Origin of the sequence: Variovorax sp. LjRoot84, from assembly GCF_964254305.1 — a bacterium.
GTDB lineage: Bacteria > Pseudomonadota > Gammaproteobacteria > Burkholderiales > Burkholderiaceae_C > Variovorax.
In genome coordinates, this window is record NZ_CAXUTE020000001.1 from 5499562 (window position 1) to 5526288 (window position 26727).

Here is a 26727-nt window from a genome sequence, read left to right on the forward strand (position 1 = left end):
AAGTGTGTGCGTGCGGGAAGCATCACACTTCGGACATGAACCACGACATCGCCCCGCCAGCCGACGCCATCGCGGCCGTCACGCATCCCGACCCCTACCCCTGGTACGCCGTACTGCGCCAAGGACCCGCGCTGATCTACGACGAAGGCCTGAGCCTCTGGGTCGCGAGCCGTGCCGAGACCGTGCGCGAGCTGCTCGCCAACCCTGCGCTGCGCGTGCGGCCCGCGGCGGAGCCGGTGCCGCGCGCGATCGCCGGCACGCCGGCCGGCGAAGTGTTCGGCCGTCTCGTGCGCATGAACGACGGCGCGCCGCATGCCGCGCACAAGCCGGTGCTGCAGCGCGCGCTGGCCGGGCTCGATCTGCAGTCGGCGCACTCGGGCGTTCTGGAAGTCGCGACGCGAATGCCCGCCGCGTCGCTGTCCGACGCCTGCTTCGCGTTGCCGGTCGCGGGCGTTGCGCACCTGTTGGGCTTCGCCGACGAGGAGTTGCCGCGCATCTCGGACTGGATGCGCGACTTCGTCGCCTGCCTGTCGCCGCTGTCCACCGCGGCGCAGCTGCAGGCCGCGAGCGAGGCCGCGCAAGCGCTGATGGCGCGCTTCGAGCAGCTCGTCGCCGCGCAGCCCGCTCGCGACGGCAGCTTGTTGGCTGCGGTGCGCGCCCAGGCGCCGGACGACAACTCGCGCGCCCTGCTGGCCAACCTGGCCGGCCTGCTGTCGCAAACCTGCGAGGCCACGGCCGGCCTGCTGGGCAACAGCCTGGCGGCGCTCGCACGCGAGCCGGGACTCGGCCGCACGATCGAATCGCAGCCCGAGCTGCTGAACGCCTTGGTGCAGGAAGTCGCGCGACACGATCCCTCGGTGCAGAACACGCGCCGCTTCGTCGCCGAAACGACCCTCGTGGCCGGCACCGCGCTCGCGCCGGGCGATGCGGTGCTTTTGGTGCTCGGCGCCGCGAACCGCGACCCGGCGCTGAACTCCTCGCCGGCGATCTTCGAATTGGCGCGCCCCGATCGCCAGACCCTGGGTTTCGGCCATGGCCTCCACAACTGCCCGGGCCCGGCGCTGGCCTGCACCGTGGCAGCGGCGGGCGTGCAGGCGCTGCTGGCAGGCGGTGCCGACACCGCATCGCTGCGCGAACGCGGCTGGGACTACCGGCCCTCGGTCAACGCCCGCATCCCCGTCTTCCGCTGAGCTGCTTCACGCGGGCGCCGGCCAGCGTCCCGTCGCCTCCAGATGCGGCGACAGGGCCGCGGGCCCGAAGCGCAGCGGCAGCGCGGCCGGCGCATGCTGCGCGGCCACCACCTGCATGCGCAGCAAGCGCTCTGCGCCGGCGAATACAGCGACCTCCGGCCCGTCCCAGACGATCTCGGCCTTGACGAAGAGCTGCAGCAGATCGCCGGTCTCGAAATCGATGAACAACAGGCCGGCGACCGGATTGATCGCGATGTTGCCCAGGGTGTTGAAGAAGGTGTTCCCCACGAAGTCCGGCACCGTGAGCGTGTCCTCGCCGCTCAGCTGCACGAAGCCGGGGCGGCCGCCGCGGTGCGAGACGTCGATGCCGTGGGCCGGCGAGCCTGCATCGCCGGCCGACGGATGCGCAGTGGCGATGAAGAAGGTGTCGGCCGCGCGCACCATGCGCTGCGCCTTCATATCGAGCCGGTCGCTGCGGGGCCCGACATGCGCGTCCTGCGCACCGCCGACGAACAAGGGCTCGCGCGCCTGGATGTACTTGGGGCAGTTGCCGAAGCTCTGGCCCACCGCGACCGAGAAGCCCCGCGCGTCGAGCGCCTCGACCACGCCGTTCATGCGATTGCGCCTGCGCGTGTGCGGCTCGATGCCGAGCAGTCCGATCGGCGCGCCGGGCGCGAGCGCGGCGCCCAGCGGGTCGTCCGGCAGCGGCCGCGCGTCGATACGCAAGTGCATCGAGTCGGGCGAATGCGCAAAGCCCGGCGGCGCCGCCAGCACGCTGGCCCAGGGACGGCCTTCGGCATCCAGGCTGCCCGCGATCAGGAAGGGCAACTGCGCGAAGAAGCTGCGGTGCTGGTCGGGCATGTGATCGCGGACCACGCGCGGGCCGATCTCGGCCATGCGTTGGCCGATGCCGGCGCGCGACTGCAGCGCACGCTCGCCCTCGTGCCAAGTGGCGACAGCGGCGTTCATGCTCTCAGCCCAATGCGCGATGCCACCATCGGCACGAAGCCCGGCAGCTCCTCGATGCGTGCCAGCCATTCGCGCACCTTCGGATAGGGCTCCAGCGACACATTGCCTTCGGGCACATGCGCGACGTAGCTGTAGTTGGCGATGTCGGCGAGCGTCGAAGAGTCGCCTGCGAGGAAGGGGCGGTCGCAGAGTTCGGCCTCCATCACTTTCAGCAGGTTGTGGGAGCGCGCGATCACGTCGGACGGGTCGGTGGCCAGGCCGAACAACACGATCACGCGCGCCATCGAAGGGCCTTGCGCCAGCGGCCCGGCCGCGACCGAGAGCCAGCGCTGCACCCGCGCCGCGCCGAGCGCGTCGCGCGGCAGCCAGCGCGATGGATCGGGTGCGTAGCGTTCGTTGAGGTAGAGCAGGATCGCGTTCGAATCGGCCAGCGTGACCTCGCCGTCCTCGATCACCGGCACCTGGCCGAAGGCGTTGCGGCGCAGGAACTCGGGGCTGCGCTGCGCGCGCGCTGCGAGATCGATCTCGACGACTTCGAAAGGCAGCCCGAGCAGTCCGAGGAACAGGCGCACGCGGTGCGAGTGACCGGAGATCGACGAGCTGTAGACCGTGATGGGGCGGGCGGGACGGGTGGGCATGGCTTTCTCCTGTCGGGTGGGTGGATGAAGCCGATTCTTCTTTGATACGTCCTTCGGAGTAATAGGCTTTCCTGTATTTCACTGCTGCGATTTCCGGTCTAATCGCCTCATGGACCGACTCAAAGCCATGCAGACTTTCGTGCAGATCGCCGACCAGGGCAGTCTGACCAATGCCGCCGATGCGCTGGACAGCTCGCTGCCCGCCGTCGTGCGCTCGCTGGCTGCGCTCGAAGCGCACCTCGGCGTGCGCCTGTTCCACCGCACGACGCGGCGCATCTCGCTGACCGAGGAAGGCCGCCGCTACCTCGACAGCGCACGCGAGGTGCTGGCCGCGGCCGATGCCGCCGACCGCGCGCTCACGGTCGATGCGGCTGAGCCCGCCGGGCAGCTCACGGTCACTGCTCCGGTGTTGTTCGGCCACATGTACGTGGCGCCGGCGATCGTTCGCTTTCTCCAGCGCTACGAGAAGATGCGCTGCAGCGTGCTCTTGCACGACCGCAATGTGAACCTGCTGGAGGAAGGTATCGATGTCGGCATCCGCATCAGCCCGCTCGAAGATTCGTCGCTGGTCGCGCAGCAGCTCGGCAGCATCCGCCGCGTGGTGGTTGCGAGCCCGGCTTACCTGCGGCAGCACGGCATCCCGCGGCATCCGCGCGAGCTGCTGAAGGCCAACTGCGTGCGCATCCATCCGAGCGCCCCGGTTCACTTCCGGGAGAACGCCCGGAGCTTCGCGGTCGCGGCCAAGGGCAACCTGGAGTTCAACCACATCGCGCCCGCGGTCGAGGCCTGCGCCGCAGGCATGGGTTTCGGCATGTTTTTCTCCTACCAGGTGCAGCCCTTCGTGGCGCAGAGGCGGCTTGCGATCGTGCTCGAGGAGTTCGAGCTGGAGCCGAGGCCGGTGAGCGTGATCTATCCGCACGCACGGCTGCTGCCGGCACGCACACGCGCCTTCATCGACTGGATGAAGAAGGAGTTCGAGGGGTTGCATCTTTGATGCGCGAAGGCGCCGCCCGCTTGCGCCACAATGCCGCGGTGCCCAGCCCTGCTTCCCCTCTTTTCCACGCCAGCCACCTGCACAAGCGCTACGGCGCGACCACCGTGGTCGACGACCTGTCCTTCGAGATCGCGCCCGGCGAGTGCCTCGGCGTGATCGGCCCCAACGGCGCCGGCAAGACCACCACCATCCGCATGTGCCTGGGGCTCACCACGCCCGACGGCGGCACGATCGATGCGCTCGGCGGGCTCTCGATGCCGCGCGATGCGCGCGCCATCAAGGCGCAGCTCGGCGTGGTGAGCCAGTTCGACACGCTCGACCCCGACTTCAGCTGCGCCGAGAACCTGATGGTCTACGCGCGCTACTTCGGCATGCGCCGCGCGCAGATCGCACCGCGCATTCCGCAGCTGCTCGAATTCGCGGCGCTCTCGCACAAGGCCGATGCGAGGCCGGGCGAGCTGTCCGGCGGCATGCGGCGGCGCCTGTCTCTCGCGCGCGCGCTGGTCAACGATCCGAAGCTGCTGATGCTCGACGAGCCCACCACCGGCCTCGATCCGCAGGCGCGGCACCTGATGTGGGAGCGGCTGCAGCTGCTGCTGCAGCAGGGCAAGTCGATCCTGCTCACCACGCACTTCATGGACGAGGCCGAGCGCCTGTGCTCGCGCTTGCTGGTGCTCGACCACGGCCGCAAGATCGCCGAAGGGCGGCCGCGCGACCTGATCGCCGAGCACCTGGAGCCCGACGTGGTCGAGGTGTACGGCAACGGTGCGCTCGGGCTCGCGCAATCGCCACTGAAAGAGTTCGCGGCCCGCGTCGAGGTCAGCGGCGAAACGGTGTTCTTCTATACGCAGGATGCGCGCGGCCTGCTGGCAGCCTTGGCGAGCCACAGTGGCTTGCGTACCTTCCATCGACCTGCCAATCTGGAGGACCTGTTCCTCAAATTGACCGGCCGCCAGATCCGCGAAGACGGCTAGTCGGAGCACATCATCATGTCGAGTCCAGCTTCTTCTCTGCCGGGCGCTTCCCCCGCCCCTCGAGCGCCGTCGGTCTGGCGACCGCCCGAGCTCTCGATGCGCTGGTGGCCCGTGTTCCTGCGCAACCTGCTGGTATGGCGCAAGCTCGCGATCCCGAGCCTGATCGGCAACATCGCCGAGCCGCTGATCTGGCTGGTGGCCTTCGGCTACGGCATGGGCGCGCTGGTCGGCCAGGTCGAGGTGGGCGGCAGCAGCGTGCCCTACATCCTGTTCCTCGCCAGCGGCTCGATCTGCATGAGCTCGATGAACGCGGCCTCCTTCGAGGCGCTGTACTCGGCCTTCTCGCGCATGCATGTGCAGAAGACCTGGGACGGCATCATGAACGCGCCGGTGGGGCTCGACGACGTGGTGCTGGCCGAGATGCTGTGGGCCGGCTTCAAGGCCATCTTCACGACCACCGCGATCCTGTTCGTGATGCTGGGGCTCGGCATCAGCCACAGCCCCAAGCTCCTCGTCGCCTGGTTCGTGCTGGCCGGCGTGGGGGTCACCTTCTCGTGCATCGCGCTGATCTTCAATGCGCTGGCGAAGGGCTACGACTTCTTCACCTATTACTTCACGCTCTTCATGACGCCGATGATGTTTCTCTCGGGCGTTTTCTTTCCGCTGGAGCAGTTGCCGGGGGCGGTGCGCGCAGTGGCTGGCTGGCTGCCGCTCGCCAGCGCGGTGGAGCTGGTGCGACCGCTGTTCATGGATCAATGGCCTGTGGATTGGTGGCGGCATGCGGTGGTGCTTGTGGTCTACACCGTGGTGTCGTTCTGGGTGGCACTGGCCTTGACGCGCAAGAGGTTCAGGGCCTGATCCTTGTCCCGAGGGTGACTGCAAAGCCCCCCCTCGTCTTCTCCTAGACTCCCCCGGCGACCAAGAAAAGGAGACAACACATGCCCCGAATCCTCGACGCAGCGCTGCTCGCCTCGCTACTCATCCTCGGCGCCTGCACCACCACCGCCCCGCCCACCCGCCCCACGGGCTGGGCTCCGCCCGAAACGCTGGTCGCTCCCTCCTCCTTCAGCGGCGTCCACGGCCTGGCCGTCGACCGCCAGGGCCGCTTGCTCGCGGGCTCGGTGGTCAGCAACACGATGTGGGAAGTCGACCGCAACAGCGGCGCCGCCCGCGTACTGATCGAGGGCCTCGAAGGCCAGGCCGACGACATCGCGGTGGGCCCCAAGGGGGAACTGGCGTGGACCAACTACCTGATGGGCATGGTCCGCTACCGCGAAAGCGACGGCGCGCCGATGCGCGTGCTCGCCAAGGACCTGCCCGGCATCAACTCGCTCGACTTCGACCGCCGAAACGGCAAACTCTACGCTTCGCAGGTGTTCCTCGGCGACGCGCTGTGGGAGATCGACATGGCGGGCCAGAAGCCACCACGCCTGATCAAGAAGGACATGGGCGGCTTCAACGGCTTCGAGGTCGGACCGGACGGCATGCTCTACGGCCCGCTGTGGTTCAAGGGCCAGGTCGTGAAGATCGATCCGGCCGACGGCAAGCTCACGGTGATCGCCGAGGGCTTCAAGATCCCGGCCGCCGCCAACCTCGACGGCAAGGGCAATCTGTGGGTGGTCGATACGAGGAGCGGCGAACTGGTGCGCGTCGATCTCGCGACCGGCCGCAAGACGGTCGCCAAGCAGCTCAAGCCCTCGCTCGACAACCTCGCCATTGCGCCCGACGGGACGATCTACGTCTCGAACATGGCCGACAACTCGGTCGAGGCCTTCAGCCCGGCGACCGGCGAGGTGCGCATGCTGACCAGCGGCAAGCTCGCGGTGCCGGCCGGCCTCAAGATCGACGGCAACGACTTGTGGGTGGCCGACATCTTCGGCTTCCGCCAGGTCGACGCGAAGACGGGCGCGGTGCGCGACATCTTCCGCATGCAGCGCGATCCGGAGCTCGAATATCCGTTCGGCGTGGGCCTGTCGGCCACCCACTTCGCGCTGTCGTCGTGGTTCACCGGCTCGGTGCAGCTGGTCGATCGCAAAACCTTCAAGACCACTGCGATGCTGCATGGCCTCAAGGCGCCGGTGGATGCGATCCCAATGCCCGACGGCAGCCTGGTCTATGCCGAGATCGCGACCGGCAGCGTGACGCGCGCGAGCGGCCCCAAGTTCGAGACCCGGCAGGTGCTGGCCAGCGGGCTCGGCGGGCCGGTGCAGATGATCCTCGGGCGCGACGGCGCGCTCTACGTCACCGAAGCCGCGGGCAAGCTGACGCGCATTCCGCTCGACGCCAGCGCGCCGCTGCGTGCCATCGCCGACGGGTTGGCGCTGCCCGAAGGCCTGGCACAAACGCCCTGGGGCAGCTTCATCGTGGCCGAGAGCGCGGCGCGGCGGGTGGTGGAAATCGATCCCGCGAACGGCACGCGCCGCACCGTGGCCCAAAACCTGCCGATCGGCCTGGCCGGCGGGCCCGGCATGCCGCCGCCCTACGTGCCGACCGGGGTGGCGGTGGGCAGCGACGGCACCATCTACATGACGGCCGACCGCAACAACGCGCTCTACCGGATCCGGCCGCAGCGCTAGAGCGGGCGGCCCTCACCGCCGCTGCAGTAGGCGGACAGCGCTTTCACCAGGTGGCCGAAGGTCGTGCGCACGCGCCGCACGCGCCGCAGGTCCTCGTGCATCGTGACCCAGGTTTCGAGATCGTGGGTGAACAGCTCGGGAAGCACCGGCACCAGCGCCGGGTCGCGCCTCGCCAGCGCCTTCTGGCAGATGCCGATGCCGAGTCCGGCCCGGATGGCGCCCAGTTGTGCCAGCTGGTTGTCGGCGCGGCAGCTGAACATCGCGCGGCGCAGATCCAGGCCCCGGGCTTGCAACGCGCGCAGGACACCGGTGTCGCGGTCGGGCCCGATCAGCGCGAAGCGGCCGAGCTCTTCGAGGGCGCGCGGCGTGCCGTGCTTCTCCAGATAGGCGGCCTTGGCAAAGAGGCCGAGCTGCACCGCGCCCACGTGCGTGGCGACGACCGCCGCCTGGGTGGGCCGCACCATGCGCACCGCGATGTCCGCCTCGTGCCGCAGCAGATCTTCGGTGCGGTTGGTCAGGCTGAGTTCGAACACCAGCCCCGGCTGCGCCTCCTGCAGCTCGGCCAGCACCGCGGGCAGCACCTCGGCGCCCATCACATCGCTCGCGGTGATGCGCACCGTACCGAAGGCAGCATCGGTGTCGGCCGAGGCCGCTCGCGCGAAGGCATCCGCGGCGGCCGCCATGGTTTCGGCATGGGCGCCGAGCTCGCAAGCGGCTTCGGTCGGTGACAGGCCGCTCGGCGAGCGCGTGAACAGCGCGACGCCGAGGGAGCGCTCCAACGCATCGAGTCGGCGGCGTACCGTCGGTTGAACGACGTTGAGCGCTCTTGCCGCCACGGAGAGGCTTCCTTCACGCAGTACGGCGAGGAAGGCGCGCTGGTTTTCCCAGTCGAGATGGTTGGAGCTCATACATTTCATACTAGCTGATAGCACCGCTATGACAATTGTGTTTAGTGCGAACCGCCTCAAGAATTGCGTTCATCCAACGAAAGGAACACGCAATGGAACAAGGTACGGCATTGGTGCTCGGTGCGACGGGCGGTATCGGCGGCGAAACGGTGGCGGCCTTGCTGCGGCGCGGCTGGCAGGTACGGGCGCTGGCCCGCGACCCGGTCCAGGCTGCGGCGCAATGGCCGGCTGGCCTGGCACAGCCGGAATGGGTGGCAGGCGATGCGCTCGACGCTTCGAGCGTGGTGGCGGCGGCGCGCGGCGCGGCGCTGATCGTCCACGCGGTCAATCCGCCCGGCTACCGCAACTGGGAGACGCTGGTGCTCCCGATGCTGGAGAGCACGATCCGGGCGGCCGAGGCTTCAGGCGCCCGCATCGTGCTGCCGGGCACGGTCTACAACTACGGGCCGGATGCATTCCCCGACATCGCCGAGAGCGCACCACAGCGTGCGCTGACGCGCAAGGGCGCGATCCGCGTGCAGATGGAACAACGGTTGCGCGCGGCGGCGCAGCGTGGTGTGCGCTCACTCATCGTTCGCGCCGGCGACTTCTTCGGGCCCAGGGCCCGCAACAACTGGTTCTCCCAGGGGCTGGTGAAGCCCGGCCAGGCGCTCGCGGCGATCAGCGACCCCGGACGACACGGCGTCGGCCACCAATGGGCCTACCTGCCCGACGTGGCCGAAACCATCGTTCGCCTGGTCGAACGCGAAAGCGCGCTGGCGGTGTTCGATACCTTCCACATGAATGGCCACTGGGACGCGGACGGCACGCAGATGCAGGCCGCCATCCGCCGCGCCAGCGGACAGCCGGAGCTGCCGGTCAAGCGCTTTCCCTGGTGGCTGATCACACTGAGCTCGCCCTTCGTGCCGATGTTTCGCGAGCTGCGTGAGATGCGCTACCTGTGGCAGCAGCCGGTGCGCCTGCGCAATACCCGGCTGCGGTCGGTGCTGGGGACCGAGCCGCATACGCCACTCGACGTTGCGGTAGGGGCCACGCTGGCCGGGCTGGGCTGTTTGCGCGGCACAGCCGTCCACGTTCAAGTGCCGCAAAAAGCGGAAATAAGTCACACGTCGGCATCGATCTGAGTAACAAGCGCTTAATTTACTTACAGAAACAGCTGTTACAGACTGGCGCGGCCCTCGGGCGCCGCGTCGGTCTTCTCACGGGGCCGGCCTTTCTTGGTTTTTCTTGGAAGGAAAACGTCATGGACCCCCTCATCGGCCAATTGCTGACCCCGAAATACGCCCTCGGGACGGTGGTGCTCTCCTACGTGATTTCGTTCTTCGGCTCCTTGCTGGCCCTCTTGTGCGCGAGAAAGATGGTCCGTGCCGACGGCACGGTGGACTTCGCCATGCTGGCCTCCGGCGCCGTGGCCCTGGGCGGCATCGGCATCTGGTCGATGCACTTCATCGGCATGGTGGCCTACCGCCTGCCCATTCCCATTGCCTACAACGTGCCGCTCACCGTCATTTCCCTGGTGGCTGCGATCGTCATCTCCGGCGTCGCCCTGTACCTGGCGGGCGGCAAACGCTTCAACGCCAAGGGCTGGGTCGCCGGCAGCCTGCTGGCGGCGGTGGGCGTCTGCGTGATGCACTACATGGGCATGTTCGCAATGAGCTTGCGCGCGACGATGAGCCTCGACTGGAACGTCGTGGCGGGCTCGTTCGCCATCGCCGTCATCGCCGCCGCCTCGGCGCTGTGGCTGGCCTTCAACCTGACCGAGCTGACGCACCAGGTGGTGGCCGCCGCAGTGATGGGCGTGGCCGTCTGCGCGATGCACTATGTCGGCATGATGGCGGCCAGCATGGTTTGCATCGCACCCACGGCCCCGAGCGCCTTCTCCATCGGCGGCAGCAACATCGGGCTGGGCGTGTTCGGCACCGCGGGCACCGTGCTGATCTTCATCCTCTGGGTGGTGACGGGCCGCGCGATCGACAACTCGCCACGGGGCACGGCGCACGCATAGCCAGTTTGCGCAAGCGGCGCGCCGCGCTGCGCGCCTAGAGTGGGGCATGCAGTACACCCACGAACACCTCGAGATCCAGAAGACGCTGCGGCGCTTCATCGACGAGGAGATCAACCCGCATGTCGACGCGTGGGAAGCGGCGGAGAGTTTTCCCGCGCACGAGGTGTTCAGGAAGCTCGGCGCGCTGGGCTTGCTCGGCCTGAACAAGCCGGAGGAATACGGCGGCGCCGGGCTCGACTACTCCTACGCTATGGCGCTGGCCGAGGCGCTCGGCCATGTGAGCTGCGGCGGCGTGCCGATGGCCATCGGCGTGCAGACCGACATGTGCACGCCGGCGCTCGCACGCTTCGGCAGCGACACGCTGAGGCGCGAGTTCCTCGCACCCGCGATCGCCGGCGAGACGGTGGGCTGCATCGGCGTCAGCGAACCCGGCGCCGGCAGCGACGTGGCCGGGCTCAAAAGCCATGCGCGCAAGGACGGTGGCGACTACCTGATCACTGGGCAGAAGATGTGGATCACCAACAGCCTGCAGGCCGACTGGATGTGCATGCTGGTCAATACCAGCGACGGACCGGCGCATCGCAACAAGTCATTGGTCATCGTGCCGATGGACAGCCCCGGCATCGAAAAGGCGAAGAAGATCAAGAAGATCGGCATGCATTCGAGCGACACCGGCCTCATCTACTTCGACAACGTGCGCGTGCCGCAGCGCAACCGCATCGGCGAGGAAGGCCAGGGCTTCGTCTACCAGATGCAGCAATTCCAGGAGGAGCGCCTGTGGTGCGCCGCCAGCTCGCTCGAACCGATGGAAGCCTGCATCGCCGACACCATCGAGTGGGCGCAGCAGCGCAAGCTCTTCGGCGGCACATTGGCCGACCAGCAGTGGGTGCAGTTCAAGCTGGCCGAGCTCCAGACCGAAGTGGAGGCCTTGCGCGCGCTGACCTACCGCGCCTGCGACCTCCATGTGCAGGGCGAAGACGTGACCGCGCTGGCCTCGATGGCCAAGCTCAAGTGCGGGCGCCTCACGCGCGAGGTGGCCGACACCTGCTTGCAGTTCTGGGGCGGCATGGGCTTCACCTGGGAGAACCGCGTGTCGCGCCTGTACCGCGACGGCCGGCTGGCCTCGATCGGCGGCGGCGCCGACGAGGTGATGCTGGGCATCCTGGCCAAGACCATGGGGATCGCAAAGCGGCCACCGCAGTCATGATGCGGATGCTTTGGCCGCCCTCAGCTTGTCTTTCTTGCTCGGCCTCTTTCCCTTGACGCCGCCGTTGCTGTCCGGCGCTCTTGCAGGCGCTTGGGTTTCCACCGGCTCGAAGCCCGCCACCCGCTCCCGCGGCACGTTCAGGCCCTGGCGCTTCTCGATGAGCCTGAAATGCGCCTCGCTGTCCGCGCTCACGAAGCTCAGCGCCACGCCGCTCTCGCCGGCACGGCCCGTGCGCCCGATGCGGTGCACGTAGTCGACGGCCGAGCGCGGCAGGTCGTAGTTCACCACCGCCGGCAGCTGCACCACGTCGATGCCGCGCGCCGCGAGATCGGTCGCGACCACCACCTTCACCCTCGAAGCCTTGAAGTCGGCCAATACCTGCGTGCGCTTGCCCTGGCTCAGCACGCCGTGGAAGGGTTCGGCATCGATGCCGGCCTTGCGCAGCTTGTCGGCCACGATCTCGGCCGCGTGCTTGGTGGCGACGAAGACCAGCACCCGCGCCCAGCCCTCGTGCTGGACCAGATGACGCAGCAGCTGCGTACGCCGCCCGGCATCGACCTCGATCGCGCGCTGCAGGATGGCGGGCGCTTCGGCCGGTTCGGCCTGCACCTCGACGCGCGCCGGTTCGCGCAGCAGGCCTTCGGCCAGCGAACGCACCGCGGCTGGGAAGGTAGCCGAGAACAGCAGGTTCTGACGCTGCGCCGGCAAGAGCGCGAGGATGCGACCGAGCTCGTCGGCAAAACCGAGGTCCAACAGCCGGTCGGCCTCGTCGAGCACCAGCATCGATACCGCGGACAGCTTCAGCGCGCGATGGTCGACCAGGTCCAGCAGCCGGCCCGGCGTGGCGATCATGACGTCGGCGCCGCCGCGCAGCGCCATCATCTGCGGATTGATGGAGACACCGCCGAACGCGACCGCGATCTTGAGCGACGACGCCAGATGCTGCGCCAGGCCACGCATCGACTCCCCGACCTGCGCGGCGAGCTCGCGCGTCGGCACCAGGATCAGCGCCCGCAGCCGGCGCGGCGCGGTCGGGCGCTCGCTCGCCAGCCGCTGCAGCAGCGGCAGCGAGAAGGCGGCCGTCTTGCCGGATCCGGTCTGGGCCGCGCCCAGGATGTCGCGTCCCTGCAGAATCGGCGGAATGACCGCGGCCTGGATGGCGGTGGGTGCGGCATAGCCCTTGTTGGCCGCGGCGCGCGCCATGGCAGGATCGAGGCCCAGAGAGCTGAATGGCATGAATGAGAAAGTTGGAGCGAGTGAAGGAGCATAGCCAGCATGACGCCCGATGACCTCGAACGCGTGGTCACGCTCGAAATGCCCTTCGGCAAGCACAAGGGCTGCGTGATCGCCGACCTGCCGGGCAACTACCTCCAGTGGTTCGCGCGCGAGGGCTTTCCCAAGGGCGAGATCGGCCGCCTGCTGGCGCTGATGCACGAGATCGACCACAACGGGTTGAGGGCCCTGCTGGCCCCGCTGCGCAGGCCGCGTTAACCCTTAATAAAAGCATTTCTGACAAATTCAGAATAGTGAACGACAATACCGGGGCGTCCTGGCATTTTTTCTGCCAAAGACGTGATCCGGTGATCGGTCAGTTTCGCGCCACAGCGCTGTTTTAGTTTGTTGTGATACAGGGACTCCATCGCTTTGTTTTGTTGGTTTGAATTAGGAGTCCTTCCATGGGCAAGAAACTTTACGTAGGCAACCTCGCTTACTCCGTGCGCGACGACACACTCGAACAGGCTTTCGGCCAGTACGGCTCGGTCGCCAGTGCCAAGGTCATGATGGAACGCGACAGCGGTCGCTCCAAGGGCTTCGGCTTCGTCGAAATGAGCAGCGACGCGGAAGCGCTCGCAGCCATCGAAGGCCTGAACGGCCAATCCCTCGAAGGCCGCAGCCTGACCGTCAATGAAGCCCGTCCGATGGAGCCCCGTTCGCCCGGCGGCTTCGGCGGCGGCGGTGGCCGCAGCGGCGGCGGTGGTTATGGCGGCGGTGGTGGCGGCTACGGCGGCGGCGGTGGCGGCAATCGCAGCGGCGGTGGCGGCTACGGCGGCGGTGGCGGTGGCCGCGGCGGCTACTAAGCACATACCTCACGCTTCACAGCGTCGATGAAAAGGCTCCTTCGGGAGCCTTTTTTCGTTGCGGCCGCGACAGGGAGAGAGGGGCCGATACGTGGAAGTCCGTACAGTACTGGTCAGCAAGCGGTCAGGCACGGGCGACGACCCTCGGGTTCACATCAACGAGGGTCGAGACAATGCGCATCAAGAGCCAGGCTGACTTCTATTCGGGAGTCATGTTCACATCGGTGGGAGGGGCCTTCGCGATCGGCGCCACCACCTACAACATCGGCGACGGGGCCCGCATGGGGCCCGGCTACTTCCCGCTCATGCTGGGGATCCTGCTGGCGATCCTGGGCGCCGCGATCATGTTCCAGGCGCTGGTGGTCGAGACCAACGACGGCGACAAGATCGGCAAATGGGCCTGGAAACCACTCGCCTTCGTGCTCGGCGCCAACCTCGCCTTCGGCGTGCTGCTCGGCGGCCTGCCCAGCATCGGGCTGCCGGCGATGGGAATGATCCTCGCGATCTACGCGCTGACCATCATCTCCAGCCTGGCCGGCGCGCATTTCAAGCTGCGCGACGTGCTGATTCTCTCGACCATCCTGGCGGCCGGCAGCTACGTGGCCTTCATCTGGGCGCTCAAGCTGCAGATCCAGGTCTGGCCCACTTTCATTTCGGGCTGAGGGCGAGCGCACCATGGATCTGATTCACAACCTGGCGACCGGCTTCGGCGTCGCCTTCACCTTCACCAACCTGCTGTACTGCCTGGTGGGTTGCATTCTGGGCACGCTGATCGGCGTGCTCCCCGGCATCGGCCCGGTCGCCACCATCGCGATGCTGCTGCCGGCGACCTACGCGCTGCCGCCGGTGTCGGCGCTGATCATGCTGGCCGGTATCTACTACGGGGCGCAGTACGGCGGCTCCACCACCGCGATCCTGGTCAACCTGCCGGGAGAGTCCTCGTCGGTCGTGACCTGCATCGACGGCTACCAGATGGCGCGGCAGGGCCGCGCCGGTCCGGCGCTGGCGGCCGCGGGCCTGGGATCCTTCTTCGCGGGCTGCGTCGGCACGCTGATTCTTGCGGCCTTCGCGCCGCCCTTGACCGAACTGGCCTTCAAGTTCGGCCCCGCCGAGTACTTCTCGCTGATGATCCTGGGCCTGATCGGCGCCGTGGTGCTGGCCTCAGGCTCGCTGCTCAAGGCGGTCGCGATGATCGTGCTGGGCCTCCTGCTCGGCATCGTCGGCACCGACGTCAACTCGGGCGTGGCGCGCTACAGCTTCGACATTCCGGAGCTCACCGACGGCATCGGCTTCGTGGTGATCGCCATGGGCGTGTTCGGCTACGGCGAGATCATCGGCAACCTCTCGCAGCCCGACGACGAGCGCGAAGTGTTCACCTCCAAGGTCAAGGGCCTGTGGCCGACCAAGGAGGACTTCAAGAACATGGCGCCCGCGGTGCTGCGCGGCACCACGCTGGGCTCGGCGCTGGGCATCCTGCCGGGCGGCGGCGCGCTGCTGGCGGCCTTCGCGGCCTATGCGCTCGAGAAGAAGATCAAGATGCGCCCCGGCGAAATCGCCTTCGGCAAGGGCAACATCCGCGGCGTGGCCTCGCCCGAATCGGCCAACAACGCGGGCGCGCAGACTTCCTTCATCCCGTTGCTCACGCTGGGCATTCCACCCAACGCGGTGATGGCGCTGATGGTCGGTGCGATGACCATCCACAACATCCAGCCCGGCCCGCAGGTGATGACCAGCAATCCCGAGCTGTTCTGGGGCCTGATCGCCTCGATGTGGATCGGCAATGCGATGCTCATCATCCTGAACCTGCCGTTGATCGGGATGTGGATCAAGCTCTTGACCGTGCCCTACAAGTTCCTGTTCCCGGCCATCGTGCTGTTCTGCGCGATCGGCGTGTACTCGACCAACAACAACACCTTCGACGTCTGGATGGTCGCGATCTTCGGCTTCGTCGGCTATCTCTTCCTCAAGCTGCGCACCGAGCCGGCCCCGCTGCTCTTGGGCTTCATCCTCGGGCCGATGATGGAAGAGAACCTGCGCCGCGCGCTGCTGCTGTCACGCGGAACCTGGAGCGTGTTCGTCACGCGGCCGTTGTCGGCCGGGTTGCTGGTGGCGGCGCTGGCGCTGCTGGGCATCGTGCTGCTGCCCTCGATCAAGGCGAAGCGGCAAGAGGCTTTCGTCGAGGACTGAGCAGGCCCAGCAGTTGCAAGGCCCGCCGATGCGTTGGCGAGTGCGGGTCCGCCAGCTCGTTGAGCACGTCCATGTGGTTGCGCTGCGGAACGCGTTCTGCAGCGATGACGACGCGCGGACCCCAAGCCTGCGAGATCAGCGCCGCCTGCCGCAGAAACTCCTCGCTCTCGTCGCCGCCGACCACCGTCACCAGCGATCCGCGCGACGGCGGTGGCATCGCGGCCGGGCTCAGGCGCTGCGCCGATGCTGCGCTCAGGCATAGGTCTGGAGCCAGGAAGGGCGCGTGCCGCAGCGGTTCGAGCTCGTACAGCCCCGAGATGGCCAGCGCCGACTTCACCAGGTCCGCAGGCAGGTCGGGCGCCACGGCGCGCCAGTCGCAGGCCAGCAGCATCGTTGCCAGGTGTCCGCCCGCGGAGTGGCCGGCCACCACGATGCGCCCGGGATCGCCGCCGTGTTCCGCCGCATGGCGATAGACCCAGACCAGTGCCTGCACGAGCTGCAGCACGATCTGCTCGATGCTGACTGCCGGGCACAGCGCATAGTTCGCCAGAACCACCATCGCCCCGGCATCGACGAAGGGCGGGGCCACGAAGCTCTGGTCGCGCTTGTCCAGCGCGCGCCAGTAGCCGCCGTGGATGTACACCAGCACGGGCGCACTGGAACGCACGGCCGGATGCACGTCGAGGCGCTCGCTGGCGTCGTCGCCGTATGCGAGATCGCACACCCAGCCGGGCAGCTCGTAGGCCCTGGCCGAGGCATCGGCCCAATGCTTCAGGATCGAAGGATGCTCGGGAATGCGCGCGCGGTTGTTGTATTGCGCATCGAACCAGGCAGGCGATGTGCGGCGCACGACGGTCCCCGCGCTCAGCGCCGCTTCGCGGTGGCCGCGACGGCCTTCGCGCCGTTCACGCGGACTGCGCGCGGCGCGGGCTTCTGGTCGGATTCGCGCAGCGCCGCATCGATCAGCGCATCGGCCATCCACAGTGCCGTGCGCTCGACTTCGCGATCGCGCAGGCCCCAGATGTCCTTCAGGATCACATAGGGCTCGATGCCGTAGACCACCGAGAGCGCATGGTGCAGCCGGTCCCGCACAGCCGGCCGCAACTGTGGCGCGAGCGGCTCGATCGCATGCTGGAGGATGCGCACGCGGTGGCCGCGGCGATAGGGCTCCTCCTCCAGCAGCCCGGCGCGCTCGAGCGCCCACTGCTCCAGCGACAGCTGCGCGGCCGCACGCAGCTGGGCCTCGAATTCCTTGAAGCGCGGAAAGGTCTGCGCGAACAGTTCGTGCACCCGCTCGCGGCCGCTCGGGTTGTCGGAGGCGAGCTTGCGCACCGGCCCGAGCGAGCTGTCGATCACCGCGGTGATCAATGCACTGCGACTCGGAAAGTAGCGGTAGGCCGTAGCGCGCGACACCTTCGAGCGCGCCGCCGCCTCGGCGACCGAAGGGATGTGGCCGTTCTGGCGAATGATGTCCATGGCGGTGTCGAGCAGGAGCTTGAAGGTGGCCGCCTTGACGCCGCGCTCGGGCGGCAACGGGGGTTCGCTCAGCTTGTGCTTCAGTCGCGCCATGGGGTTTGTACGGAGTGCCGAAGGGCTGGGCTTCGCTTGTGGAGGTCTGAGGTCGGCACGTATGATGCACCGATCCCGATTTGAGACGCAAGTCTCAAAATGGGCAGTTCCCTGATCTCGAGGCGGCCGGTGCCACCGGCAAGAACCGCGAGACATGATGGAGACAAATGCGATGCGCTTGGCCAGCTGGAGTTGGGGCGGACGCGATCACGTGGGCACGATCTCGCCGGACGGGCGTGAGGCCACGCCGCTTGCCGTGCGCGACGCATCGCTGGGCGCCCTGCCGCTGATCCAGGCGCTCGCGCGCCACGAGCCGCTGCCGCAGCCTTCCGGCGCGCGGCTGCCGGTCGAGGTGCTCACGCTGCGCGCGCCGCTGCCGCGCCCGCTGCGCAGCCTGTTCTGCATCGGGCGCAACTACCGCGCGCACGCCACCGAGCTCGCGAGCACGGTGTTCCGCGAGACCATGCCCGAAAATGACCCGTGGCCGATCGTCTTCGGCAAGCTGGGCGAGTGCGTGGTCGGGCCACACGACGTGGTGCGCCTGCCCTCGCCCGCCACCTCGGTGCAGATCGACTACGAATCGGAGCTGGCCGTGGTCATCGGCCGCGGCGGGCGCGACATCCCGCGCTCGCGCGCGATGGACCATGTGTTCGGCTACACGATCGTCAACGACGTGACCGCGCGCGACGTGCAGATGCGCCACCAGCAATGGGAGCTGGGCAAGAGCTTCGACGGCTTCTGCCCGATGGGACCGTGGATCGTGAGCGCCGACGAGCTCGACGGCCGCGCGACGCGCGTGCGCGGCTGGGTCAACGGCGCGCTGCGCCAGGACGGTCTGACGAAGGACATGATCTTCGACATCCCCACGCTGATCGAGACCTGCTCGCGCGGCATCACGCTGCATGCGGGCGACGTGATCGCGACCGGCACGCCGGCCGGCGTGGGCATGGGCCAGACGCCGCCGCAGTGGCTGAAGTCCGGCGATCTCATGCGCATCGAGATCGACGGCGTGGGTGTGATCGAGAACAGGTTCGAATAGATGACCTTCCAGTTGATCGACCGCATCGCGGTGGAAGAGGAAGGCGAAGGCCCTGCCGTCGTCTGCGTGCACGGCCTGGGCGGCAGCTCGAACACTTACACGCCGCTGATGCCGGCGCTGGGGCGGCATCGCGTGATCCGCGTCGACCTGCCGGGCAGCGGGCGCTCGCAGCGGGCCGAGGGCGCGCTCTCGATCGAGCGCTATGTCGAAGCGCTGCTCGCCGTTTGCGAGCGGCTGAAGGTCACGCGGGCCCACTGGATCGGGCATTCGATGGGCACCATCGTCTGCCAGCACATCGCCGCCGACCATCCGAAGCTGGCGGCCAGCGTCGCGCTGTTCGGGCCGCTGATCGCGCCGCCCGACGCCGCCCGTACCGCCATGCAGGCCCGCGCGGCCAAGGCACGTGAGGGCCCGGCCGGCATGCACGAGATCACCCAGTCGCTGCTGCAGGCGGCGATCTCCGCGGACACGCGCCAGCGCCTTCCGCTGGCCGTGGCCTTCGTGCGCGAGAGCCTGATGCGGCAGGAGGGTGAGGCCTATGCGCGCAGCTGCGAAGCGCTCGCCGGCGCGCAAGCCGCGGCGGTGGAGCGCATCGAGGCGCCCGTGCTGCTGGTCACCGGCGACGAGGACGGCGTGGCGCCGCCGCAGGCGGTGCGCGCCATGGCCGACAAGCTGCACAACGCGGCCAGCAAGCGCGTGGTGGTGCTGCCGCGCTGCGGCCACTGGACGCCGGTCGAGCGTCCGGAGGAATGCCAGCGCGAGCTGCGCGACTTCCTGGCAGCCAACGCGAGGAGCTGAACATGGCCGATGTGATGTTCACCAACGTGCGCATCTTCGACGGCGGCGGCGAGGCCCCCTTCACCGGCGACGTGCTGGTGCAGGGCAATCGCATCGCACGCGTCGTGCCCACCGGCTACGGCGCCCGTTCCGCGCCGGTGATGGGCGCGCAGTTGATCGACGGCGCCGGTGCCTTCCTGATGCCGGGCATGGTGGAGGCGCACACGCATTTCTCGTGGAACGACCAGCCCAGCCTCGACGCGATCCAGCGCATGCCGCCCGAAGAGCACATCCTGTGGTGCGCCGAAGTCGCGAAGCGCTACCTCGACATGGGCTGGACCAGCTGCGTCGGCGCCGCGGCGGCCAAGCCGCGGCTCGACGTGGTGATCCGCAACGCGATCGCCGACGGCACCATCGTCGGCCCGCGCTACCTGGCCGCCAGCCAGGAAATCACCGTGCCCGGCGGCCTCGGCGACACCACGCAGCCGCACCTGCCGCAGCCCGAGTTCGCCTTCGGCGCGGTGGTCAGCGGTGTCGAGGAGATGCGGCGCTGCGTGCGCATGTTCGTCAAGTACGGCGTCGACTCGCTGAAGATCAATCTCTCGGGCGAGTCGATCACCGGCATGCCCAGCGAGATGAGCCAGTTCACCGAAGAGGAGATCGCGGTCTGCGTGCAGGAGGCCAAGGCCTGGGGCAAGCGCGTCGCGGCGCATGCGCGCTCCACCTGGTCGATCAAGCAGTGCGTGAAGCAGGGCATCGAGGTGATCTACCACGCCAGCTTCACCGACGAAGAAGCGCTCGACATGCTCGAGGAGCACAAGTTCGAGCACTTCATCGCGCCGGGGCTGGCCTGGCTCATCAACACCTGCCATCACGCGAGCGAATGGGGCCTGACGCCCGAGGTCACGCGCAAGATGGGCTACCACCGCGAGCTCGAAGCCGCGGTCGAGAGCATGCGTGCGATGCGCAAGCGCGGCATCCGCATCCTGCCCGGCGGCGACTACGGCTTCGCGTGGACGCCGCACGGCACCAACGCGAAGGACCTCGAGTACTTCGTCAAGTACGTCGGCATGAGCACGATGGAAGCGCTCTTGTCGGCCACCGCGTGGGGCGGCCCGATGATGCGCATGGGCAAGGTGCTCGGCTACATCCGCGAGGGCTACCTGGCCGACATCCTGCTGATCGACGGCGACCCGCTGGCCGACATCAGCGTGCTGCAGGACAAGACCCGGATCCTGGCCGTGATGAAGGACGGCGAGTTCCACCGCGCGCCGCCGGTGCGGCGCACCCAGCCGACGCGCTGGGCTGCCTAGGAGAACCACGATGGCCGATGTCGTCTTCACCAACGTTCGCATCCTCGACGGCACGGGCCAGAACCCCTACACCGGAAGCGTGCTGGTGCGCGGCAACCGCATCCGCCAGGTCGGCCGCAGCACGGCGCCGATCGCGCCGGGCGGCGCGATGGTGGTCGACGGCGCCGGCGCCACGCTGATGCCCGGCCTGTGCGAGGCCCACACGCACTTCTCCTGGAACGACGCGGCCACGCTCTCGGCGATCCAGCGCATGCCGCTGGAGGAACACGTGCTGTGGTGCGCCAAGGTCGCAAAGCGCTATCTGGAGGCCGGCTTCACCTCCTGCGTCGGCGCGGCCTGCGCCAAGCCGCGGCTGGACGTGGTGATCCGCAACGCCATCAACGCCGGCCAGATTCCCGGCCCGCGCTACCTGGCCGCGAGTCAGGAGATCACCGTGCCCGGCGGCCTGGGCGACGAGACCTTGCCGCACCTGCCCTTCCCCGAATTCAGCTTCGGCGTGAACGTGAACTCGGCCGACGAGATGCGCAAGGTCGTGCGCATGTTCCTCAAGTACGGCGTCGATTCGATCAAGCTCAATCTCTCCGGCGACAACTTCACACCCGACTCGCCGGCCGAGACCACCTGGATGAGCGATGCCGAGGTGCACGCCGCTATGGAGGAAGTGCGGGTGCGCGGCAAGCGCGGCACCGCGCATGCGCGCTCGGCGGCCTCGGTCAAGCAGGCGCTGCGCCACGGCATCGACGTGATCTACCACGCCAGCTTCACCGACGAGGAGACGCTCGACATGCTCGAGGCCGCGAAGGAGCGCGTCTTCGTCGCGCCGGGCATCGCGATCATTTACGCGATGCTGCACGAGGCCGCGCCCTACGGCATCACGCACGAGAAGGCGGTCGCCATGGGTTACCAGATCGAGTGGGATGCGGCGCTCGAATCGCTCAAGGCCATGCACCGGCGTGGCGTGCGCATCCTGCCCGGCGGCGACTACGGCTTCGCCTTCACGCCGCATTGCCAGAACGCGCGCGACCTGGAGTTCTTCGTCAAGTACCTGGGCTTCACGCCGGCCGAGGCGATCCGCTCCGCCACGGTCTACGGCGGCCAGATCATGATGCGCGGCCACGAGCTCGGCGCCATCCAGGACGGCTACCTGGCCGACCTGCTGCTGGTCGACGGCGACCCGCTCGCCAACCTCGCCATCCTGCGCGATCCGAAGCGCATCCTCGCGGTGATGAAGGACGGCGAGTTCGCCAAAGCGCCGGAGATCGCGTCGCAGCGGGCGTGGGAGCGCGCTGCATGACGAAGAAGGCCCGCTGGCTGCTCTGGCTGCTGGTAGGCGGCCCGATCCTCGCGTTTTCGCTATGGGCGCTCGTCGACAACGCCCGCCTCTACCTCGTCACGCTGCTCAACGGCTTGACGCTCGCCTCGCTGTACTTCATCGTCGCCAGCGGCTTCACGCTGGTCTTCGGGCTGATGCGCAACGTCAACCTCGCGCACGGTTCGCTGTACCTGCTCGGCGGCTATGTGGGCTACGTGGTCGCGAACCACACCGGCTGGTGGATCCTCGCGGTGGCGGCCGGCTTCGCCGCGGCGGCGATCGCCGGGCTCCTGATCCAGTGGCTGATCCTGCGCCACATGCAGGGCCAGGAACTGCGCCAGACGCTGGTGACGATCGGCCTCTCGATCGTGATCGCCGACGTGCTGCTGTGGATCTTCACCGGCCAGGTGCACCAGCTCGAAGCGCCGGCCTGGCTGCAGGGGCCGATCCGCGACATCCCGCTGATCCGCGCGTATTCCGCCTACCGGCTCAGCCTGCTCGGCTTCGGCATCCTTATCGGCGTCGGGCTGTGGTGGCTGCTGAACCGCACGCGGGTCGGCATGATGATCCGCGCCGGCGTCGACGACCGCGCGATGCTCGCCGCCGCCGGCGTCAACGTGAACCGCGTGTTCGCGATCACCTTCATGCTCGGCGCCGGGCTGGCCGGCTTCGGCGGCGTGATCGGCGCGGTCGAGCTGTCGATGGTGCCGGGCGAGGACATCCGGCTGCTGCTCGCCTCCTTGATCGTCGTGATCGTCGGCGGCATGGGCAGCGTCGTCGGCGCCGCGATCGGCGCAGTGATCCTCGGCCTCGCGGAAACCTACGGCCTGGCCTACGCGCCGACCTACAGCGTGGTCTTCACCTTCGGCATCCTGATCCTCGTGCTCGCCTTCCGGCCGCGCGGGATCATGGGGAGGGCGTCATGAGTGCCGCGCCGGGCCGCCCCAAGCAAGCGAACGTCCCCTTGGGGGACCGGCGCCGGTACTCCGGCGACGAGGGGCTCACATGAGCGCCGCGCGCTGGCGGCGGGCGATGAATGCGCGCGGCACCGTGGCGCCGCCGCCGCGCCCGGCGCCTGCCGTGTCCCTCCGGACCGTTCCCTCGCAGCCCATCGACAACGCGAGACGCTGGATCGATGCGCTGCGCGAGCACATCGGGCCGCACCACATCGTCGTGCTCGCCGGCCTGCTGGTCCTCCCGTTCGTCGCCTCGCCCTTCTTCACCTTCCAGGTCGCCGCGCAGGCGCTGGTGCTCGGGCTGATCGCGCTGTCCCTGACCTTTCTGGCCGGCTACGGCGGCATGGTGTCGCTGGCGCAGATGACGGTGGCCGGCATCGCCGGCTATGCGCTCGCGGTGCTCGGCACCAGCAGCAGCGCCGAGATCAGCCTCGGCTGGCCGTGGTGGGCCGCAGTGCCGTTCGCGCTCCTCATCGCCACCATCGCCGCGACCTTGATCGGCTGGCTCTCGGTGCGCACCGAAGGCATCTACACGATCATGATCACGCTGGCGATCGGTGTCGCGTTCTACTACCTGGTGCTGCAGAACTACAGCCTCTTCAACGGCTTCCAGGGCCTGCGCGAACTGAAACCGCCGACCGTCTTCGGCATCACCTGGCGCGACCCGCTGCCCTTCTACTTCCTCGCGCTGGCCTGGTCGCTCGGCGGCTACCTGCTGGTGCGCTGGATCGTGCGCACGCCCTTCGGCATCGCGCTGCAGGGCATCCGCGACAACCCGCGGCGCATGCGCGCGCTCGGCTTCCATGTGGTCGCGCATCGCGTGGCCGCCTATGCGCTGGCCGGCGCGATCGCGGCGGTCGGCGGCATCCTGCTCGCCTGGTACAACGCGCTGATGTCGCCGGGTTCGGTCGGCACCTCCTGGCTCATCAACATCCTCGTGATCGCGGTGCTCGGCGGCATGCGGCACCCGATCGGCGCCTTCCTCGGCGCGCTGGCCTTCGTGCTCTTGCAGACCTTCGCGATCGACCTGATCGACCGCGAGCGCTTCAACCTCGTGATCGGCGGCGTGTTCCTCGCCATCGTGCTTTTTTCCCCCGACGGCCTGCTCGGACTGTGGGCGATGTTGCGCTCGCGTTTAGCACCGAGACCAGGCTTGACTTCCAACCAAAGGAGACAACCGTGAACGTGAACAAGCGACTCTGGGTTCGTTCGATGTTGGGTGCGGCCGCCGCGGCGGCGCTGGCCGGTGGCGCGTGGGCACAGGGCCAGCCGGTCAAGATAGGCCTGCTGGCCACGCTCGAAGGGCCGTTCGCGGCCGGCGGCGCGGACGGCATGCGCGGCGCCGAGCTGGCGGTCAAGCAGCGCGGCGGCACGGTGGCCGGCCGCAAGATCGAGGTCATCAAGGCGAGCTCGGACGCCAAGCCCGACGTCGCGGTCAACGCGACGCGCAAGCTCGTGGAGCAGGACAAGGTCGACATCATGGTCGGCCCGCTGTCGGGCGGTGAAGGCATCGCGGTCAAGGACTATTCCAAGACCCAGCCGCAGGTGACCTTCATCAACGGCGCCTCCGGCGCGCAGTCGACCACGCTGGTCAACCCGAGCCCGAACTTCTTCCGCTTCAACACCGAGGGCGCGCAGTGGATGGTGGGCCTCGGCAAGGCGGCGCTGGCCAAGGGCTACAAGCGCACGATGGTGATCGCCGAGGACTACGCGTTCCCCTACTCGCAGGTGCAGGGCTTCATGGCCGAGTACTGCAAGGCCGGCGGCAAAGTGCCCGAGAAGGCCTGGGTGCCGCTGGGCGGCAAGGACTACTCGTCGGTGATCGCGAAGATCCCGAAGGACGTCGATGCGCTGCTGGTCGTGCTCGGCGGCGCCGATGCGGTCAACTTCCTGACCCAGTACGAGAACGCGGGCGGCGACAAGCCGATACTCGGCGGCTCGATCACCGTCAGCCAGGACATTCTGAACTACAAGGGCAAGCGCCGCGACTCGCTGATCGGCACGCTGTCGGCCGGACCGCTGGCCGACGCCTACGACGGCGCGGACTGGAAGGCCTTCGTCTCCGACTATCAAAAGAACTACCCGGTATCGGCCGGCGGCTACCCGAGCCCGAGCCTGTTCGCCTACGTCTACTACGTCAACATGAAGGCGGCGCTCGACGGGCTGGCCGCGGTCAACGGCGACCTCTCGAACAACCAGGCGAAGTTGCGCGATGCGCTGGCCAAGATGACCTTGAAGACGCCGAACGGCGACGTCAAGCTCGACGCCAACCGCCAGGCGATCGGCACCACCTTCGTCACCGAGGTGGTGAAGGACGCGCAGGGCAACCTCTTCAACAAGGTGCACAGCAAGGTCGACAACGTCAATCAGCTGCTGGGCATGAAGCCGGACGAGTTCAAGATCGGCTCGCGCGACGTGCCGAGCTGCCCGTAAGCGAAAGGCGCCGGTGGCTTCCGTCACGTCCATCGCCAGGCCGCCCGCACCGCTCGCGTCCAGCGACGCGCTGGTGTTGGCCGGCGTCACGCGAACCTTCGGCGCGCTGCGGGCGGTCGACGACATCTCCTTCGCGGTCGCCGCAGGGCAGAAGTACGCGGTGCTCGGCTCCAACGGGGCCGGCAAGACCACGCTCTTCAACGCCATCACCGGCGACTTTCCGCCCACCGCCGGGCGGATCCGCTTCTTCGGCGAGGACATCACCGAGCTGCCGCCCTACGAACGCATCCGCAAGGGCTTGCGGCGCACCTACCAGTCCTCGTTGCTGTTTCGCGAGCTGACGGTGCGCGACAACCTGTTCCTCGCGGTGCGCGGGGTTGCCAGCGGCCGCTTCAGCTGCTGGCGGCCGCGCGCGACCGACGCGTCCATGGTCGCGACCCAGGACCTGCTCGAACGCTCGCGCCTGGCCCACATCGCGAACGAGCGCGTCGCCAATCTGGCCCATGGCCAGCAGCGCCAGCTGGAGATCGGCATGGCGTTGGCCGGCGCGCCGCGCCTGATCCTGTTCGACGAACCGGCCGCGGGCCTGTCGCCGGCCGAGCGCCGCGAGCTCGTCGCGCTGCTGCGCTCGCTGCCTGCGCACATGAGCTTCGTCCTGATCGAGCACGACCTCGACATCGCCTTGCGCGTGGTCGACAGAGTCACCGTGATGCACAACGGGCGCGAGCTTCGCACCGGCAGTCCCGGCGAGATCGAGAACGACGCGCAGGTGCAGGCGATCTACATGGGGAGCCGGCACTGATGACCTGGTTCCGCGCCAAGCACGACAACGCGAGCAGCGGCAGCGCTACAGCGCTCGCGATCGAATCGCTCGACGTCTTCTACGGCCGCGCCCATGCACTGCAGGGCGTGAGCCTGACGCTGGAACGCGGCGTGCTCGGCATCGTCGGCCGCAACGGCATGGGGAAGACCACGCTGTGCAACGCGCTCACCGGGCTGGTGCCGGCGCGCGGCAGCATCCGGCTCGCGGGCAAGGAGATCCTCGGCCTGGCGCCGAACGAGATCACGAAGCGTGGCATCGCCTACGTGCCGCAGGGACGCCGCGTGTGGCCCTCGCTCTCGGTCGACGAGACGCTGCGCCTGGTCGCCGTCCGGCGGCGCGAAGTCGACCGCATCTACGCCATGTTCCCGCGCCTCGCCGAACGCCGCGGCCACGGCGGCGCGCAGCTCTCCGGCGGCGAGCAGCAGATGCTCGCGATCGGGCGCGCGCTGCTGCTGGACCCGAAGCTGCTGGTGATGGACGAGCCCACCGAAGGCCTGGCGCCGGTGATCGTCGAGCAGGTGGCGCAGGCTCTGCGCGATCTCGCGACCGAAGGCAAGATCGCGGTGCTACTGATCGAGCAGAACCTCGGCGTGGCGATCTCCGTGGCCGACCGGATCGGCGTGATGGTCAACGGCCGCATCGCGCAGCAGATGCCGATCGCCCAGCTCGCCGGCGATCGCGAGCTGCAGGAGCGCCTGCTCGGCGTGCGCTCGAACGGCCATGACGAGGAAGCCGAGCTCGGCGCCGCGGACGGCGGCATCGAGCAGCCCGCGCCCACG

The 26727-nt window shown here is 68.4% G+C and carries 26 protein-coding genes and 1 pseudogene; 21 read left to right on the forward strand and 6 right to left on the reverse strand.

The features are described 5' to 3' along the window. Nucleotides 1-35: 35 nt before the first annotated feature. The gene (locus ACSQ9I_RS27130; protein WP_436315166.1) at nucleotides 36-1190 is read left to right on the forward strand and encodes a cytochrome P450; all 1155 of its coding nucleotides are present in this window, start codon (nucleotides 36-38) and stop codon (nucleotides 1188-1190) included. 6 nt (nucleotides 1191-1196) lie between these two features. Here the strand turns inward: ACSQ9I_RS27130 and ACSQ9I_RS27135 are convergent, their stop codons facing one another. Together ACSQ9I_RS27135 and ACSQ9I_RS27140 are read right to left on the reverse strand one after the other, a co-directional pair. Continuing rightward, nucleotides 1197-2159 carry a flavin-nucleotide-binding protein gene (locus tag ACSQ9I_RS27135; RefSeq protein ID WP_436315167.1) on the reverse strand — a complete coding sequence of 321 codons (963 nt, stop codon included), beginning with the start codon at nucleotides 2157-2159 and terminating at the stop codon, nucleotides 1197-1199. Continuing rightward, the gene (locus tag ACSQ9I_RS27140) at nucleotides 2156-2797 is read right to left on the reverse strand and encodes a glutathione S-transferase family protein (protein WP_436315168.1); all 642 of its coding nucleotides are present in this window, start codon (nucleotides 2795-2797) and stop codon (nucleotides 2156-2158) included. Before ACSQ9I_RS27140 ends, ACSQ9I_RS27135 begins: the two co-directional genes overlap by 4 nt. A gap of 109 nt (nucleotides 2798-2906) precedes the next feature. Between ACSQ9I_RS27140 and ACSQ9I_RS27145 the strand changes: the two genes are divergently transcribed. The 4 genes from ACSQ9I_RS27145 (at nucleotide 2907) to ACSQ9I_RS27160 (ending at nucleotide 7341) form a co-directional block, all read left to right on the forward strand. Next, entirely contained in the window at nucleotides 2907-3791 is an 885-nt protein-coding gene (locus tag ACSQ9I_RS27145) for a LysR family transcriptional regulator (protein ID WP_436315169.1), read from the forward strand. After that, the gene (locus ACSQ9I_RS27150) at nucleotides 3791-4765 is read left to right on the forward strand and encodes an ATP-binding cassette domain-containing protein (protein ID WP_436305686.1); all 975 of its coding nucleotides are present in this window, start codon (nucleotides 3791-3793) and stop codon (nucleotides 4763-4765) included. Before ACSQ9I_RS27145 ends, ACSQ9I_RS27150 begins: the two co-directional genes overlap by 1 nt. 15 nt (nucleotides 4766-4780) lie before the next feature. Next, nucleotides 4781-5623, forward strand: a complete 843-nt coding sequence (locus ACSQ9I_RS27155; RefSeq protein WP_436315170.1) for an ABC transporter permease — start codon at nucleotides 4781-4783, stop codon at nucleotides 5621-5623. 80 nt (nucleotides 5624-5703) lie between these two features. Further along, nucleotides 5704-7341, forward strand: a complete 1638-nt coding sequence (locus ACSQ9I_RS27160) for an outer membrane protein assembly factor BamB family protein (protein WP_436315171.1) — start codon at nucleotides 5704-5706, stop codon at nucleotides 7339-7341. On the opposite strand, the gene ACSQ9I_RS27165 is transcribed toward ACSQ9I_RS27160, so the two are convergent. Beyond that, nucleotides 7338-8249, reverse strand: a complete 912-nt coding sequence (locus ACSQ9I_RS27165; RefSeq protein ID WP_436315172.1) for a LysR family transcriptional regulator — start codon at nucleotides 8247-8249, stop codon at nucleotides 7338-7340. The genes ACSQ9I_RS27160 and ACSQ9I_RS27165 overlap by 4 nt on opposite strands. A 92-nt stretch (nucleotides 8250-8341) precedes the next feature. Here ACSQ9I_RS27165 and ACSQ9I_RS27170 point away from each other — a divergent pair, with 92 nt between their 5' ends. The 3 genes from ACSQ9I_RS27170 to ACSQ9I_RS27180 all read left to right on the forward strand — a co-directional run bounded on the left by ACSQ9I_RS27170 (nucleotide 8342) and on the right by ACSQ9I_RS27180 (nucleotide 11461). Next, a complete protein-coding gene (locus tag ACSQ9I_RS27170; protein WP_436315173.1) occupies nucleotides 8342-9373 on the forward strand; it encodes an NAD(P)H-binding protein in 1032 nt (343 codons plus the stop codon). A 119-nt stretch (nucleotides 9374-9492) separates the two neighbouring features. After that, nucleotides 9493-10254 (forward strand): MHYT domain-containing protein, encoded by a 762-nt coding sequence (locus ACSQ9I_RS27175; protein WP_436315174.1) that lies wholly within the window; start codon nucleotides 9493-9495, stop codon nucleotides 10252-10254. A 46-nt stretch (nucleotides 10255-10300) separates the two neighbouring features. Then, nucleotides 10301-11461 (forward strand): acyl-CoA dehydrogenase family protein, encoded by a 1161-nt coding sequence (locus tag ACSQ9I_RS27180; protein WP_436315175.1) that lies wholly within the window; start codon nucleotides 10301-10303, stop codon nucleotides 11459-11461. Here the strand turns inward: ACSQ9I_RS27180 and ACSQ9I_RS27185 are convergent. Continuing rightward, nucleotides 11456-12697, reverse strand: a complete 1242-nt coding sequence (locus ACSQ9I_RS27185; protein WP_436315176.1) for a DEAD/DEAH box helicase — start codon at nucleotides 12695-12697, stop codon at nucleotides 11456-11458. The genes ACSQ9I_RS27180 and ACSQ9I_RS27185 overlap by 6 nt on opposite strands. Before the next feature lie 39 nt (nucleotides 12698-12736). On the opposite strand from ACSQ9I_RS27185, the gene ACSQ9I_RS27190 reads away from it, so the two are divergent. The 4 genes from ACSQ9I_RS27190 to ACSQ9I_RS27205 all read left to right on the forward strand — a co-directional run bounded on the left by ACSQ9I_RS27190 (nucleotide 12737) and on the right by ACSQ9I_RS27205 (nucleotide 15726). Continuing rightward, the gene (locus ACSQ9I_RS27190; RefSeq protein WP_436315177.1) at nucleotides 12737-12952 is read left to right on the forward strand and encodes a DUF3820 family protein; all 216 of its coding nucleotides are present in this window, start codon (nucleotides 12737-12739) and stop codon (nucleotides 12950-12952) included. Nucleotides 12953-13137: 185 nt separating this feature from the next. After that, nucleotides 13138-13539, forward strand: coding sequence for an RNA recognition motif domain-containing protein (locus ACSQ9I_RS27195; protein ID WP_436315178.1), 402 nt, complete (start codon nucleotides 13138-13140; stop codon nucleotides 13537-13539). Between the two features lie 173 nt (nucleotides 13540-13712). Further along, the gene (locus ACSQ9I_RS27200; RefSeq protein ID WP_436305696.1) at nucleotides 13713-14201 is read left to right on the forward strand and encodes a tripartite tricarboxylate transporter TctB family protein; all 489 of its coding nucleotides are present in this window, start codon (nucleotides 13713-13715) and stop codon (nucleotides 14199-14201) included. Nucleotides 14202-14214: 13 nt separating this feature from the next. After that, nucleotides 14215-15726 carry a tripartite tricarboxylate transporter permease gene (locus ACSQ9I_RS27205; RefSeq protein ID WP_093108419.1) on the forward strand — a complete coding sequence of 504 codons (1512 nt, stop codon included), beginning with the start codon at nucleotides 14215-14217 and terminating at the stop codon, nucleotides 15724-15726. Here ACSQ9I_RS27205 and ACSQ9I_RS27210 read toward each other — a convergent pair. Then, a complete protein-coding gene (locus ACSQ9I_RS27210; protein ID WP_436315179.1) occupies nucleotides 15689-16576 on the reverse strand; it encodes an alpha/beta hydrolase in 888 nt (295 codons plus the stop codon). The two genes, ACSQ9I_RS27205 and ACSQ9I_RS27210, sit on opposite strands and share 38 nt — an antisense overlap. Nucleotides 16577-16590: 14 nt before the next feature. Further along, nucleotides 16591-17295: a TetR/AcrR family transcriptional regulator gene (locus tag ACSQ9I_RS27215; protein WP_436309902.1), complete on the reverse strand. Its 705-nt coding sequence runs from the start codon at nucleotides 17293-17295 to the stop codon at nucleotides 16591-16593. Nucleotides 17296-17467: 172 nt separating this feature from the next. Here ACSQ9I_RS27215 and ACSQ9I_RS27220 point away from each other — a divergent pair, with 172 nt between their 5' ends. The 9 genes and pseudogenes from ACSQ9I_RS27220 to ACSQ9I_RS27260 form a co-directional block, all read left to right on the forward strand. Then, on the forward strand, nucleotides 17468-18334 hold the full coding sequence (locus ACSQ9I_RS27220) for a fumarylacetoacetate hydrolase family protein (RefSeq protein ID WP_436315836.1): 867 nt from the start codon (nucleotides 17468-17470) through the stop codon (nucleotides 18332-18334). Beyond that, complete coding sequence (locus ACSQ9I_RS27225) at nucleotides 18335-19132, forward strand: alpha/beta fold hydrolase (protein ID WP_436315180.1); 798 nt, start codon at nucleotides 18335-18337, stop codon at nucleotides 19130-19132. Nucleotides 19133-19134: 2 nt separating this feature from the next. Continuing rightward, nucleotides 19135-20424: an amidohydrolase family protein gene (locus ACSQ9I_RS27230; protein WP_436309904.1), complete on the forward strand. Its 1290-nt coding sequence runs from the start codon at nucleotides 19135-19137 to the stop codon at nucleotides 20422-20424. Nucleotides 20425-20434: 10 nt separating this feature from the next. Beyond that, the gene (locus tag ACSQ9I_RS27235) at nucleotides 20435-21718 is read left to right on the forward strand and encodes an amidohydrolase family protein (RefSeq protein ID WP_436315181.1); all 1284 of its coding nucleotides are present in this window, start codon (nucleotides 20435-20437) and stop codon (nucleotides 21716-21718) included. Continuing rightward, the gene (locus ACSQ9I_RS27240; RefSeq protein ID WP_436315182.1) at nucleotides 21715-22662 is read left to right on the forward strand and encodes a branched-chain amino acid ABC transporter permease; all 948 of its coding nucleotides are present in this window, start codon (nucleotides 21715-21717) and stop codon (nucleotides 22660-22662) included. The genes ACSQ9I_RS27235 and ACSQ9I_RS27240 overlap by 4 nt, the downstream gene beginning before the upstream one ends. Nucleotides 22663-22741: 79 nt before the next feature. Continuing rightward, the gene (locus ACSQ9I_RS27245; protein ID WP_436315183.1) at nucleotides 22742-23875 is read left to right on the forward strand and encodes a branched-chain amino acid ABC transporter permease; all 1134 of its coding nucleotides are present in this window, start codon (nucleotides 22742-22744) and stop codon (nucleotides 23873-23875) included. Then, entirely contained in the window at nucleotides 23872-25125 is a 1254-nt protein-coding gene (locus tag ACSQ9I_RS27250; protein WP_436309908.1) for an ABC transporter substrate-binding protein, read from the forward strand. Before ACSQ9I_RS27245 ends, ACSQ9I_RS27250 begins: the two co-directional genes overlap by 4 nt. A gap of 13 nt (nucleotides 25126-25138) precedes the next feature. Next, nucleotides 25139-25927, forward strand: a complete 789-nt coding sequence (locus ACSQ9I_RS27255; RefSeq protein WP_436309909.1) for an ABC transporter ATP-binding protein — start codon at nucleotides 25139-25141, stop codon at nucleotides 25925-25927. Next, a pseudogene (locus ACSQ9I_RS27260) lies at nucleotides 25927-26424 on the forward strand (ABC transporter ATP-binding protein); the annotation flags it as partial. The gene ACSQ9I_RS27255 and the pseudogene ACSQ9I_RS27260, both read left to right, overlap by 1 nt. Nucleotides 26425-26727: the final 303 nt, after the last annotated feature.